14 protein-coding genes are annotated in these 14,261 nt (G+C 72.6%); 6 read left to right on the top strand and 8 right to left on the bottom strand.

Going from position 1 to position 14,261, the window contains the following annotated elements; translation table 11 throughout:
- Positions 1-15 precede the first annotated feature (15 nt).
- The 4 genes from Nocox_RS08280 to Nocox_RS08265 all read right to left on the bottom strand — a co-directional run bounded on the left by Nocox_RS08280 (position 16) and on the right by Nocox_RS08265 (position 4,904).
- A complete protein-coding gene (locus tag Nocox_RS08280; RefSeq protein ID WP_157383403.1) occupies positions 16-1,332 on the bottom strand; it encodes a hypothetical protein in 1,317 nt (438 codons plus the stop codon).
- 82 nt (positions 1,333-1,414) lie between these two features.
- A complete protein-coding gene (locus Nocox_RS08275; protein WP_157383404.1) occupies positions 1,415-2,797 on the bottom strand; it encodes an MFS transporter in 1,383 nt (460 codons plus the stop codon).
- 142 nt (positions 2,798-2,939) lie between these two features.
- Positions 2,940-3,203 carry a DUF3039 domain-containing protein gene (locus Nocox_RS08270; RefSeq protein ID WP_020546645.1) on the bottom strand — a complete coding sequence of 88 codons (264 nt, stop codon included), beginning with the start codon at positions 3,201-3,203 and terminating at the stop codon, positions 2,940-2,942.
- 93 nt (positions 3,204-3,296) lie between these two features.
- Positions 3,297-4,904 (bottom strand): MFS transporter, encoded by a 1,608-nt coding sequence (locus Nocox_RS08265; RefSeq protein ID WP_020546646.1) that lies wholly within the window; start codon positions 4,902-4,904, stop codon positions 3,297-3,299.
- A 157-nt stretch (positions 4,905-5,061) separates the two neighbouring features.
- Between Nocox_RS08265 and Nocox_RS08260 the strand changes: the two genes are divergently transcribed.
- Entirely contained in the window at positions 5,062-5,670 is a 609-nt protein-coding gene (locus Nocox_RS08260; protein ID WP_020546647.1) for a TetR/AcrR family transcriptional regulator, read from the top strand.
- A 21-nt stretch (positions 5,671-5,691) separates the two neighbouring features.
- Here Nocox_RS08260 and Nocox_RS08255 read toward each other — a convergent pair whose 3' ends face one another.
- Positions 5,692-6,270, bottom strand: coding sequence for a YqgE/AlgH family protein (locus Nocox_RS08255; RefSeq protein WP_020546648.1), 579 nt, complete (start codon positions 6,268-6,270; stop codon positions 5,692-5,694).
- Positions 6,271-6,391: 121 nt separating this feature from the next.
- On the opposite strand from Nocox_RS08255, the gene Nocox_RS08250 reads away from it, so the two are divergent.
- Positions 6,392-7,003 carry a hypothetical protein gene (locus tag Nocox_RS08250; protein ID WP_020546649.1) on the top strand — a complete coding sequence of 204 codons (612 nt, stop codon included), beginning with the start codon at positions 6,392-6,394 and terminating at the stop codon, positions 7,001-7,003.
- Here the strand turns inward: Nocox_RS08250 and Nocox_RS08245 are convergent.
- Positions 6,901-7,512, bottom strand: a complete 612-nt coding sequence (locus Nocox_RS08245) for a TetR/AcrR family transcriptional regulator (protein ID WP_020546650.1) — start codon at positions 7,510-7,512, stop codon at positions 6,901-6,903. The two genes, Nocox_RS08250 and Nocox_RS08245, sit on opposite strands and share 103 nt — an antisense overlap.
- A 204-nt stretch (positions 7,513-7,716) precedes the next feature.
- Here Nocox_RS08245 and Nocox_RS08240 point away from each other — a divergent pair, with 204 nt between their 5' ends.
- The 4 genes from Nocox_RS08240 (at position 7,717) to Nocox_RS08225 (ending at position 12,143) form a co-directional block, all read left to right on the top strand.
- On the top strand, positions 7,717-8,466 hold the full coding sequence (locus Nocox_RS08240; RefSeq protein WP_033410977.1) for an IclR family transcriptional regulator: 750 nt from the start codon (positions 7,717-7,719) through the stop codon (positions 8,464-8,466).
- A gap of 91 nt (positions 8,467-8,557) precedes the next feature.
- Positions 8,558-10,039 carry a glycerol kinase GlpK gene (gene glpK / locus Nocox_RS08235; protein ID WP_020546652.1) on the top strand — a complete coding sequence of 494 codons (1,482 nt, stop codon included), beginning with the start codon at positions 8,558-8,560 and terminating at the stop codon, positions 10,037-10,039.
- On the top strand, positions 10,036-11,586 hold the full coding sequence (locus Nocox_RS08230; protein WP_020546653.1) for a glycerol-3-phosphate dehydrogenase/oxidase: 1,551 nt from the start codon (positions 10,036-10,038) through the stop codon (positions 11,584-11,586). Before glpK ends, Nocox_RS08230 begins: the two co-directional genes overlap by 4 nt.
- 56 nt (positions 11,587-11,642) lie before the next feature.
- Positions 11,643-12,143, top strand: a complete 501-nt coding sequence (locus tag Nocox_RS08225) for a hypothetical protein (protein WP_051112749.1) — start codon at positions 11,643-11,645, stop codon at positions 12,141-12,143.
- Positions 12,144-12,164: 21 nt separating this feature from the next.
- Here the strand turns inward: Nocox_RS08225 and Nocox_RS08220 are convergent, their stop codons facing one another.
- Together Nocox_RS08220 and Nocox_RS08215 are read right to left on the bottom strand one after the other, a co-directional pair.
- Positions 12,165-13,574, bottom strand: a complete 1,410-nt coding sequence (locus Nocox_RS08220; protein ID WP_026215061.1) for an NAD-dependent malic enzyme — start codon at positions 13,572-13,574, stop codon at positions 12,165-12,167.
- 56 nt (positions 13,575-13,630) lie between these two features.
- A complete protein-coding gene (locus Nocox_RS08215; RefSeq protein ID WP_020546656.1) occupies positions 13,631-14,260 on the bottom strand; it encodes a cytidylate kinase-like family protein in 630 nt (209 codons plus the stop codon).
- Position 14,261: the final 1 nt, after the last annotated feature.

Raw genomic sequence — 14,261 nt, 5'->3', positions numbered from 1 at the left:
CACGTGCTATGCGGCTTATCGGAGGCTCGTCAGCACCGTGTCGAGAGCCTGTCTGCGTGCGGTTTGCTCGGGTTGCAGCAGGCCGAGCAGCAGCACGCTCCGCTCGCCCCGGGTGAGAAGCATCACCCTCAGGTAGGCGGGCCGGTTGACCACGTCACGGTACTCCGCCCGCAACGCCCGCGTGTGCCCGCCGGGGATCCGCCGGTCCTCGACGACCTTGACGCGGTCGCCCTTGAGGAGCAGCCGGCCGTACAGCTCGGCGGCCTCGGCCGTGGCCTTCCCCGCGTCGGCGACGGGTTCGGGGAGCGGACGGGCCATCACCAGGCCCCCGGCCCCGTCCCTGGCCACCGACGTGAAGCCGGACACCGGGGGCACCGGGGCCACGTACCAGCCTTCCGGCAGGGTGGCGGCCACCCCGGCCAGGCCGTCGCTCAGCCTGCCCGTCCCGGCGGCGGGCCGCCCGGGCTCCGGCGCGACGAGGCGCGGCGCCACGGCGATCGCCACCGTCACGACCGTCGCGGCGGTCAGGAGCACCGCCAGCGCGAACGCCCAGCGGCGCCGTACGCCTGCCTCCGCCGCCCGCGCGCCCGGGGCGGCGGGGGTGCCGTAGAGGCGGGCGGAAGGCGGCAGGGCGTCCCTGGAGTTCTCCCTGGAAGCCGGGGACGGGATCGGCGGGAACGGCGACGGCTCGGCGACCGCCGTCCGGTACGACGGCGACTCAGCCCAGAACTCGGCGTCCGGGTCGTCATAGGGATCAGGGTTCCGGACGTCGTCCCGGGCGCCGTTCCGCGCCCAGTCGGAGGCGGCGCTCCAGCCCAGGTCCGGGCCGGAGTCCGGAACGGGGTCGAGCGCGGGTGGCTCGTCACGGCCGAAGCCCCGGTCGTAGGGGCGTCTCAGGCTGCGCGCGGCATCGCGCTCAAGGCCACGCCGCCGCCCCAGCCGGTCAAGCCCGCCGTCCCCGTCCTCGGCCTCGGCCTCCTCGGAGGCACCCCCACGCACAGTCCCGCGGCCTCCTAAGGCCCCCCAGCCGTTCTCCTCGTCGTCGGCATCCCCGCCGTCGCCCCTGGAGGCGCTGGACGCGGCCGTCGCGTCCGGGTACGGGGCCCGGCCCGACCGGGGCTGGGCGGCGCGGGGAGCGGTGCGCCGGATGCGCGGGTTCCAGGGCTCGTCGAGCTCTTCGGTCTCCCCCGGCTCCAGGTCCAGCGGATGCCCGCGCCGGCGTACCACGGGCTCCCCGGGGGGAGCGGGCTCCTGCTCGCCGTCCGGCGGAGGACTGCGGCGGTGCCTGGCCCCCGGCGGGAGGGGCGGCCAGACTCGGTGATCATCCTCCATGACACCTCCTCGCCCGCTGTCCTATCACTCCTAGCGACGGAGATCAGGCGATCCGTGATCGCTGGGACGGGAGGGGCGGAATTCACCTCATGCGACCGGCGAGTACGGCCCCGCTCCCTCCGACCACCGCCATGAGGAGGCAGATGACCACGAACCCGGTGGCGATCTGGTCCGGCGCGTGCCCGATCAGGTTGACCAGCGCGCCCCCGGCCCCGATGGCGAGCGCCGACCCCAGCATGTCGGTGACGTTGAGCGCCGCCGAGTTGGCGCCCTGCTCGTTCTCCGGCGACTGCTTGAGCGTGGTGACGCTGACCGTGGCCATGCCGACCCCCATGCCGAGCCCGGCCACGATCCAGGCCGGCACCGCGACCCAGCCGGTCACCCCGGGCAGGACGGCGAGCAGTGCCAGCAGCACGCCCACGGTGACGCAGGACGTCGCGAACCTGATCCGCAGGTGCGGCTCCCCGGCCTGGCGGCTCTGCAGGTACGACCCCGCCGACCAGCCGAGCGCCCCCGTGGTGAGCGCGATCCCCGCCTCCCTGACGCCGAACCCCTTCACTTCCTGCAGCGCGAGCGGGATGAAGGAGTTGACGCCGAAGAAGGCGGCCGACAGGAAGCCGCGCATGAGCACGGTCGTGGGCAGCCCGCGGGCGAAGCGCAGCGCCCCGGAGGGCAGCAGCCGGTAGAGGCCGTACAGCAGGAACGCGAGCCCCACGACGGTCTCCACGGCGCCGGCGACGGGTGCTTGATGCAGCCGGTCGACGCCGTGCAGCAGCACGCCGGCGCCGCACGCGGCGGCCGCCGCGGCCAGCGTCATGGCGAGCGGGCGCGAACGCGGCCCGTCGGGCAGTTCCTCGGCGGCGGCCGAGCGCTTCAGCGACGGGAGCAGCATGAGCAGCGCGGGCACGACCAGCGGGATGATGCCGTAGAAGACGTACCGCCAGCCCCACTGGCCGGCCACGGAGCCGGCGATGGCGGGGCCGACCATGGACGGCACGACCCAGGCGGCCGAGACCGCCGCGAACGCCTTGGGCCGCATGTCGACCGGGTAGACCCGCGCGATCATCACCAGCAGCGCCACGAACGAGGCTCCGGCCCCCAGCCCCTGCACGGCCCGGGCCGCGAGGAACAGCACCGACGTGTTCGCCGCGCCCGCCAGCGCCATGCCGGTCACGAACAGCGCCAGCCCCACCACGAACGGCGCCGCGAAGCCCCGCCGGTCCGCGAAGAGCCCGGCCACCACGTTCGCGAACAGGCTGGAGACCAGGAAGGCGGAGAAGCTCAGCCCGTAGAGGTCGAGGGCGTCGAGGTCGCGGGCGACGTCCGGCATGACGACCCCGACCGACATCCCCTCGAACGCGACGAGGGTGACGACGAGCAGGATGCCGAAGGTGGCGACGCGGTAGTCGGCGCCGAAGAGCCTCGGGGGTTGGTGGGGGGCGTCGAGTGCTTTTGGTGCTGTCACCTGCACATCGTAATTTGTCGCACCGTTTACCTTTCCGCGGCGTGACCGTGCGCATGCCGACGGGACGGCGGTCGCCCGCCGGACCATCCGGTCCCCCGTACGCGGTCAGGGCCGGTCAGAGGTCCTGACCACAGCGCGGCGCTTACTGCTTGTCGCCGCCCTGGTCGCCGCCGCCGCCCGAGGGGAGGCCCTGGTAGATCTCCTTGCACTCCGGGCACACCGGGTATTTCTTGGGGTCGCGGCTGGGCACCCAGACCTTGCCGCACAGGGCGCGGATGGGCGTGCCGGTGACCATGCTCTCGGTGATCTTGTGCTTGTCCGCGTAGTGGGCGAACCGCTCGTGATCGCCGTCGCCGTGCGACGTCCGGGGCGTGGTTTCCTGCTCTGGAAGGATCTTCGTGCTCACCCCATCGAGTTTATGCCCGCCCGCGACCCGTGGCCGCCCCGGACAGCCCGACGGCCCCCGCCGTGGGGCGGAGGCCGTCGGGGAAGGCGGCGATCAGCCCACGTGCACGGGAGCGCCCTCGGTCTTGCGGCCGGCCTTCACGAACAGCGTGAGGGCCGCGGTCAGCACCGCGACGCAGGTGCTCACGATGAAGGCGAGGTGCATGCCGTCCATGAACGAGTTGTGGACGGCGCTCGTGACCACCTCGGGCAGCCCGCCCGGCGCGATGCCGAACGCGGCGGCCGCCTCAAGGCCCGCCATCTGCTCGGGCGACATCATCTGGGCCGCCGGCCCGAGGTAGCCGGGCAGCCTGTCGGAGATCTCACCGGCCATGACGGCGCCGAGGATCGCGGTGCCGAGCGCGCCGCCGACCTGCATGGCCGACTGCTGCAGGCCGCCCGCGACGCCGCTCAGGTCGAGCGGGGCGTTGCCCACGATGATCTCGGTGGCGCCCACGAACACCGGCGACAGGCCGAAGGCCAGCAGCACGAACGGGATCGCGGTGTCGACGAACGAGGCGTCGATGCCGAGCCGGGACATGAGGAACATGGCGCCGGCGGTGACGAGCAGGCCGCCGGCCATCGTGACCTTCGGCCCCAGCCTGCCGATCGCGAAGCCGGCGAGCGGCGAGGCGACGATCATGCCGGCGCTCATCGGCAGCATGCGCAGACCGGCCTCCAGCGGCGTCAGCCCGTGCACGCCCTGGAAGAAGAAGCCCAGGAAGAACATGGCGCCGAACATGGCGAAGGCCACCATCATCATCAGGAACGTGCCGATGGAGATGGACCGGTTGGCGAACAGCGACAGCGGCACCAGCGGCTGGCCGCCGCGCTGCTTGAGCAGGTGCTGCCAGAGGACGAACGCCCCGATCAGCGCCACGAAGCCGGCGAGGAAGCCCAGCGTGGTGGTGTCGCCCCAGCCCCACTCGGGGGCCTTGATGATGGTCCACACCAGCGCGAACATGGCGCCGGACAGCAGCAGCACGCCCAGCCAGTCGATGCGCGCGAACGTCTTGGCCCGGCTGTCCTTGATCAGCGCGATGCCGAGGATCAGCGCGATGACGCCGACGGGGGCGTTGATGAAGAAGACCGACTCCCAGCTCACCTTCTCGACCAGCACGCCGCCGACGATCGGGCCGGCGGCGCTGGACAGGCCGATGATCGCACCCCACGCGCCCATGGCCTGGTTGAGCTTCTCCCCCGGGAACGCGGCGCGCAGCAGCGCCAGCGCGGCGGGCTGGAGCAGCGCACCGAACAGGCCCTGGAGCACGCGCAGCCCGATCAGCGCGCCGACCGGCGTGATGCCGGGAATGATGTCGGCCAGTTCGGCGCTGAGTCCGATGCCGACCGACGTGACGGCGAATCCGGCCACACCGATGAGGAAGACCCGCTTGTGCCCGAACAGGTCGCCGAGCTTGCCCGCGGTGATCAGGAAGACCGCCAGGGCCAGCAGATAGCCGCTGGTCACCCATTGCAGGTCGGACAGCGACGCCTTGAGGTCGACCTGGATCACCGGGTTGGCGATGCCGACGACCGTGCCGTCCAGCATCACCATGATCACGCCCAGGCTGACCGCCAGCAGCACGAGCCACGGATTCCCCCCGGCCCCCGTCTTCGCCACCTCGGGCGAGGACGGTGCGTCCACCGCCTTCGCGTTCGCCATGAAGCCCCCTAGTTTCACATTCGCCCCTCAACAGGGCGGAACTCTCTTAAGCCTCAGGTAATCTATGGCAGGCGATGACGACTGACAAATGACTTTCAATCGGCAGCGGATGACTTCTGTCACACTGTGACAGGAAAGTTTCGAGGGAGTGACGGCAGTGGGTCTCCGCGAACGCAAGAAGGAGAAGACGCGCCTGGCGATCCTCGACGCGGCGCTCGACCTTTTCCTCGAACAAGGATACGAGTCGACCACCGTCGAGCAGATCGCGGGTGCCGTCGAGGTGTCCCCGCGCACGTTCTTCCGCTACTTCACCAGCAAGGACCATCTGGTGCTGTGGTTCCACGACCACGGCGAGGAGATCGTGCTGGAGGCGATGGCGGACCGGCCACCGGACGAGCCGCCGTTCACCGCGCTCATGCACGCCCTGCGCGCCATGGTGGCCGACATCGAGGACGCGACGCCGCAGGAGCACGAGCGCTTCCTCAAGCTGCGCCGGGTCCTGGACGAGAACCCGCGCCTGGTCGGCCAGTCGGTGGCGCGGGGCACGGAGATCGAGCGCCGCCTCGCCGAGGTGGTGGCCGCCCGGCGCGGCGTCAGGGCCGACGAGGACCAGCTCTCCCACCTGATCGTGGCCTTCGCGATGTCCACGGTGCGGGTGGGCTTCGAGTGCCCGCGCAGGGATGGGGGCCTGCCCGAGATCACCGGCCGGATGGCCGAGAGCATCGAGCTGGCCGAGCGGTCCCTGCGGCCCGGCTGGGACACCTGAGCGGCCGGTCCGAAGGGGCTGTCAGTTCATCGAGGGGTCGTCCGGGCAGGTGGCGACGAAGGCCAGCTCGCCCGGCTGCCGCCGCAGCACGTGCCGCCACAGCGACCCCGGGTCGGCGTGGAAGGTGTCGCCCACCTCGGAGTCGACGACGTACCAGGCGCCTTCGGCGATCTCGCTCTCCAGCTGGCCGGAGGACCAGCCGGCGTAACCGGCGAAGATCCGCATCTGGGCGATCTCGCCCTGGAGGATCTCGGGCGGGGCGTCGAGGTCGACCGTGCCGAGCCGGGACACCGCGGGCGTGCCGGCGTGCAGCCTGCGCCAGCCGAGGGGCTCCTGCCCACTCGGCACCGCCGCCAGCGCCAGCGCGCTGTCGGTCTGCACCGGCCCGCCCTCGAAGAGCACCGAAGGCCCGGTGACCAGCGGGTCCCAGACCGGGAGCACCTGGGTCACCGAGATGTCGCTGGGCCGGTTGAGCACGACGCCGAGGGTGCCCCCGTCGCGGTCGTGTTCGAGGATCAGCACGACGCTACGCCGGAAGTTGGGGTCGTCGAGGAGCGGCGTCGCCACCAACAACCCGCCGACGTAGATCGCTTCCGCCATACCTCCATCATGAAGGGTGTGGGGGGGTTCGCGCTGCCCTAGAGGGCTCATGTTACTTTTCGTGTTCATCAAGACACTTCGGGTAGCAATGATCACGACGTGCGGACCTTGGGGGGAGCTCATGCGCATCGGTACCCGTCTGGCCTTGGCCGCCCTGCCGGTGGGCGCCGCGCTGTTCGTTCCCGCGTCGGCCGCGTGGGCCTGGCCGGGGACGCCCGATCCGGGTGACGCGTTCACGATGACCGTGGACGACGTCGGCTGCCGCTCGGGGCGGGCGGAGGTGACGCTGCGCAACCAGACCCGGCAGGCGGTCCGCTTCGACCTGAAGTCCGACGCGGTCAGCGTGGCCAGCGGCTCGATCCCGGCCCGCAAGAGCGTCGTACGGCAGGTGCCGGTCGGCAAGGGCAGCAGCGCCGAGATCGAGGCGTACCAGGTCACCGAGCACCAGCCGGACACCCTCATCGACTCCACCCGGGTGCGGAACGACTGCCCCTGGGGTCACCGCCGCGGGCAGCTCCCCTTCACCGGCCCGCCCGTCGATCTCATGGCCAAGCTGGCCACCGGGGGCGGGCTGGTCGTGATGGGCGGGATCTTCTGGTGGTACGGCTCCGTCTGGCCCCGCCGCACCGGCTACGGGACGAACGCGCCCGCCTTCGCGGCGGCGAGCGCGCGGCGCACGGACCGCTCGGCGTCCTCCGGGGTGACCGGCTCGCGGGTGACGACGAGCCGGTAGTAGAGCGGGGCCGAGACCGCCCGGATCACCTCCATGGCGTCCGTGCCGGGCGGCAGCTCGCCGCGCCCCACCGCGAGCTCCACCACGCCCGCCCATTCCTCGATGCGCCGCAGGTAGAACGCGCGCAGCGCCGCGGCCGCCTGCTCGTCGCAGGTGGCGGCGGCGATCATCGCCTGGAACGTGGCCCCGAGCCGCCCGTCGTTGAGCGCCTCGGCCACGGCCAGGGCGTTGGCGCGCAGGTCGCCCTCGATCGAGCCGGTGTCGGCGTGCGGCGAGGACTGTTCGGCCAGCTCGACCATGAGATCGGTGACCAGGCCGGCGGGGCTCCCCCAGCGCCGGTAGAGCGTGGTCTTGCCCACGCCGGCCCGGATCGCCACCTGGTCCATGGTCAGGCCGTGGAAGCCGTGCTCGACCAGCTCGTCCTGGGTGGCCTGGAGCACGGCCGCGCGGACCCGCGCGGTCCGGCCGCCCGGCCGCACGGTTCCCGCGACGCGGGCGGGTGAGTCCATCTGTCTCCTCGTCCCTCGGGGGCACGCGCGGTCGCCGGGACGGGGGTCCCGGTGCGCGTGAGGGTGGCGGCGCCTGCAGGTCCGCTGAGCGTCCGCTGCGAGAATGCTTACCGCTTGCGCAAATTGTAGAGCCAGGCGGGCCGGCCGTCGGCAGGGCGATCCGTGTTCGGCGATGTCGAACACCCCTGCGCTACAGTGCCGAACGTGGGAGAGACGATCCAGTCGGTCGAGCGGGCGGCCGCGATCCTGCGGCTGCTGGCCTCCGGCCCCCGCCAGCTCGGGGTGGCCGAGCTGGCCCGGGGGCTCGGCCTGCCGAAGGGCACGCTGCACGGCATCCTGCGCACCCTGGTCAGGGTCGGCTTCGTCGAGCAGGACCCCGCCACGGGCAAGTACCGTCTCGGCGCCACGCTGCTCCACCTCGGCAGCAGCTACCTCGACGTCAACGAGCTGCGCGCGCGGGCCATCAACTGGGCCGACGCGCTGGCCGGGCGGAGCAGGGAGAGCGCCTGGATCGGCACGCTGCACGAGGGCCACGTCCTGGTGATCCACCACGTCTTCCGGCCCGACGACAGCATGCAGACGCTCCAGGTCGGCACGTACCTGCCGGTGCACGCCAGCGCGCTCGGCAAGGTGCTGCTCGCCCACGACCCGTACGGCGAGCCGGCCGCCGCGCCGCTGCCCGCGCTCACCAGGGCGACGATCACCGATCCCGGGCGGCTGGAGGCGGAGCTGGAGCTGGTCCGCGCCCGCGGCTGGGCGGCCGAGATGGAGGAGCTGACCGAGGGCGAGGTGGCCGTGGCCGCGCCCATCAAGGACTCCCGGGGCGTCGTCGTCGGCGCCATCGGCATCAGGGGCGCCCTGGAGCGGCTGGCCCCGGAGGGCGGGCCGCGCATGGAGTTCGTCTCGTACGTCAGGGACGCCGCCCGCGCGATCACCCGCGACCTGGCCCGTTGAGCCCGACCGGTTGAACGCTTCCGGAGAGACCGCATACCATTCCCCATGTCGTTCGACATTGTCGAACCCCGAGCCAGCGAGGAACCGCACAGTGCCTCGACCGACCTACATCGCCGCCATCGACCAGGGCACCACGTCCAGCCGGTGCATCGTCTTCGACCGGACCGGCAACATCATCTCCGTCGCCCAGCGCGAGCACCGCCAGATCTTCCCGAGGCCCGGCTGGGTCGAGCACGACGCGGCGGAGATCTGGGAGTCGGTCCAGCTTGTCCTCGCCGAGGCCGTCGGCGGCGTCGACGGCGAGATCGCCGCGCTCGGCATCACCAACCAGCGCGAGACCACCGTGCTGTGGGAGCGCGACACCGGCCGGCCCGTCTGCCTGGCGATCGTCTGGCAGGACACCCGCACCGCCCCGCTGACGCACGCGCTGGCCGAGCACGAGGCCCTGTTCAAGGAACGGGCCGGGCTGCCGCTCGCCACCTACTTCTCCGGGCCGAAGATCCGCTGGCTGCTCGACGAGCACCCGGGGCTGCGCGAGCGGGCCGAACGCGGCGAGGTGCTGTTCGGCACCATGGACAGCTGGCTGCTGTGGAACCTCACCGGCCGCCACGTCACCGACGTCACCAACGCCAGCCGTACGATGCTCATGAACATCCACACGCTGGCCTGGGACGACGACCTGCTGGCCGCCATGGGCGTGCCGCGCGCCATGCTGCCGGAGATCCGCCCGTCCGCCGAGGTCTACGGCCGCACCGGCGACGGTGTCCCGGTGGCCGCCGCGCTCGGCGACCAGCAGGCGGCGCTGTTCGGCCAGACCTGCTTCGACCCCGGCGAGACCAAGAGCACCTACGGCTCGGGCAGCTTCCTGCTCATGAACACCGGCGACCGGCCGGTCGTCTCCCGTAACGGCCTGCTCACCACCGTCGGCTACCAGATCGGCGACACCCCGGCCACGTACGCGCTGGAGGGCGCCATCGCGGTCACCGGCTCGCTGGTGCAGTGGCTGCGCGACAACCTCGGCCTCATCTCCAGCGCCGCCGAGATCGAGACGCTGGCGAAGACCGTCCCCGACAACGGCGGCTGCTACTTCGTCCCGGCGTTCTCGGGGCTGTTCGCGCCGCACTGGCGCTCCGACGCGCGCGGCGTGATCGCGGGGCTGACCGGGTTCGTCACCAAGGGGCACCTCGCGCGGGCCGTCCTGGAGGCCACCGCCTGGCAGACCCGCGAGGTCGTCGACGCGATGAACGCCGACGCCGGGCTCGGGCTCACCACGCTGCGCGCCGACGGCGGCATGACCGCCGACAACCTGCTCATGCAGACGCTCGCCGACGTGCTGGCGGTGCCGGTGATCCGGCCCATGGTGGCCGAGACCACCGCGCTCGGCGCGGCGTACGCGGCCGGCCTCGCCACCGGCTACTGGCCCGACCTCGACAGCCTGCGCGCCAACTGGCACAAGGCGGCCGAGTGGCGGCCGGAGATCGGCGAGGCGGCCCGCGAGCGCGAATACCGCAACTGGCGCAAGGCCGTGGCCCGCACCCTCGACTGGGTCGATGAGCAGGAGTTCCAGCAATGATGATCAGTACGGGGACCGACCGCGCGGAGACCAGGGAGGAGCTGTCCACCACCACCTACGACCTGCTCGTCATCGGCGGCGGCATCCTCGGCACGTCCGTGACCTGGATGGCCGCCCAGGCCGGGCTGCGGGTGGCCATGGTGGACGCGGGCGACTTCGCCGGAGCCACCTCCAGCGCCTCGTCCAAGCTGGTCCACGGCGGCCTGCGCTACCTCCAGACCGGCAACGTCCGGCTGGTCGCCGAGAACCACCGCGAGCGCCGCGCCCTCGCCGCCGACATCGCTCCCCACCTGGTCAAGCCGCTGACGTTCCTGGTGCCGATCTACAAGGGCGGCCCGCACGGGGCGGCCAAGCTGGGCGCCGGGGTGTTCCTGTACTCGGCGCTGTCGGTGTTCGGCGACGGCATGGGCCGCGTCATCACGCCGCACCAGGCCCTCGCCAAGGTGCCCGCGCTGCGCGCCGAGGGGCTGCGCGCCGCCGCCGTCTACGGCGACCACCAGATGAACGACAGCCGCGTCGCGGTCATGACCGTACGCGCGGCCGTGGACGCCGGCGCGACCGTGCTCAACCACGCCGAGGTCGTCGGCCTGCGCAAGAGCCGCGGCACGGTGACCGGCGCCGAGCTGCGCGACCGGCTGGAGGGCGCCGAGTTCGGGGTGAACGCCCGCCTCGTGCTCAACGCCACCGGCCCCTGGGTGGACCACCTGCGGCGCATGGAGGATCCCGGCGCGGCCCCCAGCATCCGCCTGTCCAAGGGCGCCCACCTGGTGCTGCGCCGGCACGAGCCGTGGAAGGCGGCGCTGACCACGCCGATCGACAAGTACCGGGTGTCGTTCGCCATCCCGTGGGAGGGCCACCTGCTGCTCGGCACGACCGACGAGGCGTACGAGGGCGATCCCGCCGCCGTGCGGCCCACCGAGGCCGACCTCACGCAGATCCTCGACGAGGCCGGCCACGCCGTGCGTGACACGCAGCTCAGGCGCGAGGACATCACCTACGCCTTCGCCGGCCTGCGCGTGCTGCCCGGCGGCCCCGGCCAGGTGACGGCGGCCAAGCGCGAGACCGTGGTGACCCGCGGCGCGGGCGGCATGCTGTCGGTGGCGGGCGGCAAGTGGACGACCTACCGGCACATCGGCCGCACCGTCCTCGACACCCTCGCCCACCTGCCCGGCCGGCCGCTCGGCGACGACCTGGCCGACATCCTGCCCGCCGTGCCGCTGCCCGGCCTGGCCAGCCCCGACGCGGTCGCCCTGCGCCTGTGGACGGACCGCGAGCGCGGCGCCCGCATGGACCCGCTGGTCGCCAGGCACCTGGCCACGCACTACGGGTCGATCGCGTTCGACCTGGCCCGGCTCATCAGGGAGGAGCCGGCGCTCGGCGAGCGCATCCACCCGGAAGGGCCGGACATCTGGGCGCAGGCCGTCTACGCGCGCGACCGCGAGTGGGCGGCGACCGTCGACGACGTCGTGCGCCGCCGTACCACGCTGACCGTGCGCGGGCTCGACACGCCGGAGGTGCGCGCCAGGATCGCCGCGCTGCTCGGCTGAGCCCGCCGGGTGGCGGCAGGAGGTGGCTGACGCCGCTGTCGGGGAAGGGGGTGGGCATGCGCAGTCCCATGAACGAAGCCCTGCTCCGCCACTTCCGCGACCTGCGTGACGGCGTGCACGGCCCGGCCGTCTCGCGGGAGGACAAGGAACGCCTCTTCGCCACGGCGGTCGAGCTGCTCGACCCCGTGGCGCGGCGGGTGCTGGCGGAGCTCGACGCCGACCTGCTGCTCGGGACCGGCGAGGTGGTGGCCAGCGGCCTCACCCGCTCCAAGGAGGGCGGGCTGAACGCCATGTGGTCGCTGACCTGGCCGGAGCAGCGGGCCGCCCAGGAGCAGCCCGTCGCCGTCGTCGCCCACTACGGCGCCGGCTTCCACCACCCGCACCTGCGCGGGAACACGGTGGGCGACTGGCCGATGAACATCTTCGACGCCGCCGACGCCGAGGCGCAGGCCGACACCCTGCGCGTCATCGCCGCGGGCGACGCCCACAACCTGGTCTTCCAGGAGTCCTACCGCCTCATGCCCGCCCTCACCCGGCCCGCGCCCACCGGGCGCTGAGGGTGCCGGAGGACGCCCCGGTCAGGCCTCGGTGAAGCCGCGGGCGCGACCGCCGGCGGACTCGCGGACCGCCGCCGCCACCGCCCCCGCCACGTCCGGGTGGAACACGCTCGGGATGATGTAGTTGGGGCCCAGCTCCTCGGGCGTGACCACGGCGGCCAGCGCGTTGGCCGCCGCCAGCAGCATCTCCTGCGTCACCACGGCCGCCTGCGCGTCGAGCAGCCCGCGGAACACGCCGGGGAAGGCCAGCACGTTGTTGATCTGGTTGGGGTAGTCGGAGCGGCCGGTGGCCACCACGGTCGCGTGCTCGCGGGCGTCGTCGGGCGACACCTCGGGCTCCGGGTTGGCCAGCGCGAACACCACGGCGTCCTTGGCCATGGTCGCGACGTCGTCGCCGGTGAGGATGCCCGGCGCGGAGACGCCCACGAAGACGTCGGCGCCCTTGAGCGCGCCGCGCAGGTCACCGGCGTAGCCCTCGGCGTTGGTGTGGTCGGCGATCCAGCGCAGCGACTCGTCGAGGTCGTCGCGGCCCTGGTGCACGGCCCCGAGGTAGTCACACACGATCACGTTGCGCGCCCCGGCCGCGAGCAGCAGCCGCAGCACGGCGTTGCCAGCCGCGCCCGCGCCCGCCATCGTGATCCTGACGCTCTCCAGGCTCTTGTTCACGACCCGCAGCGCGTTCTGGAGCGCCGCCAGCACGCAGATCGCGGTGCCGTGCTGGTCGTCGTGGAAGACGGGGATGTCGAGCAGCTCGCGCAGCCGCCGCTCCACCTCGAAGCAGCGCGGCGCGCCGATGTCCTCCAGGTTGATGCCGCCGAAGCCGGGCGCGATGACCTGGACGGTGCGCACGATCTCGTCGACGTCCTGGGTGTCGAGGCAGATCGGCCAGGCGTCGATGCCGGCGAAGCGCTTGAACAGCGCCGCCTTGCCCTCCATGACCGGCAGCGCCGCCTCGGGGCCGATGTTGCCCAGCCCCAGCACGGCCGAGCCGTCGGTGACGACGGCGACGGTGTTGCGCTTGATGGTCAGCCGGCGCGCGTCCTCCTTGTTGCGCGCGATCGCCATCGACACCCGCGCCACGCCCGGCGTGTAGGCCATCGACAGCTCGTCGCGGTTGCGCAGCGGCACCTTCGACACCATCTCGATCTTGCCGCCGAGGTGCATGAGGAACGTGCGGTCGGACACCTTGTGGATGACGACGCTCTCGACGGCCTCGAGCTGGTCGACGATGGCCTGGGCGTGGTCGGTGTCGCGGGCCGCGCAGGTCACGTCGATGCGGAGCTTCTCGTGGCCGGCGTTGGTGACGTCGAGGGCGGTCACCACCCCACCGGCGGACTCTACGGCATGGGTGAGCTGGCTGACGGCCTTGCCGCCGGCCGGCACCTCGAGACGCACGGTGATGGAGTAGGACACACTCGGGACGGTCGCCACGTCAATCGCTCCTTCGGGACTGACCAAGAAGTCCTCCCATGTTAGGGGGTTTTAGGTCAGCCAAGTGCCGCGGAGGCCAGGACGATCAGCTCCACACAGGCAGGAACGGGGATTGTCGTGCTGTCGACGACCAGGTGGTAATGGCGTGGATCGGCCGGATCCGCCCGGTAGAAGTGCCGCCAGTAGGCCGCGCGGGCACGGTCGTTGTCGCCGATGACGCGCCTGGCCTCGCCCTCGTCCGTGCCGGCGAGCGCGGCCGTCGCGCGCACCCTGCGCGCGAGCGGGGCGTCGAGCCGGACGTGCAGGGCGCCGGGCTCGCCGGCCAGGACGACGGCTCCGGCCCTGCCGAGGAAGACGCCGCCGCTCGTGCGGGCGGTCTCGCGCATCACCCGCTCGGCGCGGCGCACGAACTCCTCGGGGGCGTGCGGCATCGCGCCCGGCACGTACATGTCGACGCCGCCGAAGGCGACGGTGGGCAGCCGCATCGCGCCGAAGAGCAACCGGCCCAGCCCCCGCTCGGCGCGGTCGTCGTGGGCCAGCGCCTCCTCCAGGGTGCAGCCGAGCTCCTGGGCGACCGCGCTCGGGATCGCGCGGTCGACGAAGGGCACGTCAAGGCGCTCGGCCACGGCCGGGCCGATCCGGCCGCCGGCCGTGCCGTATGTCGCCGAGATGGTGACGACCCGCATG

This window comes from Nonomuraea coxensis DSM 45129 (assembly GCF_019397265.1).
In the GTDB taxonomy this organism is placed as follows: Bacteria; Actinomycetota; Actinomycetes; order Streptosporangiales; family Streptosporangiaceae; genus Nonomuraea; species Nonomuraea coxensis.
The sequence above is the reverse complement of the archived record's forward strand: the minus strand, read 5'-3'. Positions and strand labels throughout refer to the sequence as shown.

Coding starts and splice junctions, on each gene's coding strand:
- Nocox_RS08265 (WP_020546646.1), bottom strand. CDS start 4,904: ATGGCGAACGCGAAGGCGGTGGACGCACCGTCCTCGCCCGAGGTGGCG.
- Nocox_RS08250 (WP_020546649.1), top strand. CDS start 6,392: ATGCGCATCGGTACCCGTCTGGCCTTGGCCGCCCTGCCGGTGGGCGCC.
- Nocox_RS08255 (WP_020546648.1), bottom strand. CDS start 6,270: ATGGCGGAAGCGATCTACGTCGGCGGGTTGTTGGTGGCGACGCCGCTC.
- Nocox_RS08225 (WP_051112749.1), top strand. CDS start 11,643: ATGCGCAGTCCCATGAACGAAGCCCTGCTCCGCCACTTCCGCGACCTG.
- Nocox_RS08215 (WP_020546656.1), bottom strand. CDS start 14,260: ATGCGGGTCGTCACCATCTCGGCGACATACGGCACGGCCGGCGGCCGG.
- Nocox_RS08230 (WP_020546653.1), top strand. CDS start 10,036: ATGATGATCAGTACGGGGACCGACCGCGCGGAGACCAGGGAGGAGCTG.
- Nocox_RS08280 (WP_157383403.1), bottom strand. CDS start 1,332: ATGGAGGATGATCACCGAGTCTGGCCGCCCCTCCCGCCGGGGGCCAGG.
- Nocox_RS08245 (WP_020546650.1), bottom strand. CDS start 7,512: ATGGACTCACCCGCCCGCGTCGCGGGAACCGTGCGGCCGGGCGGCCGG.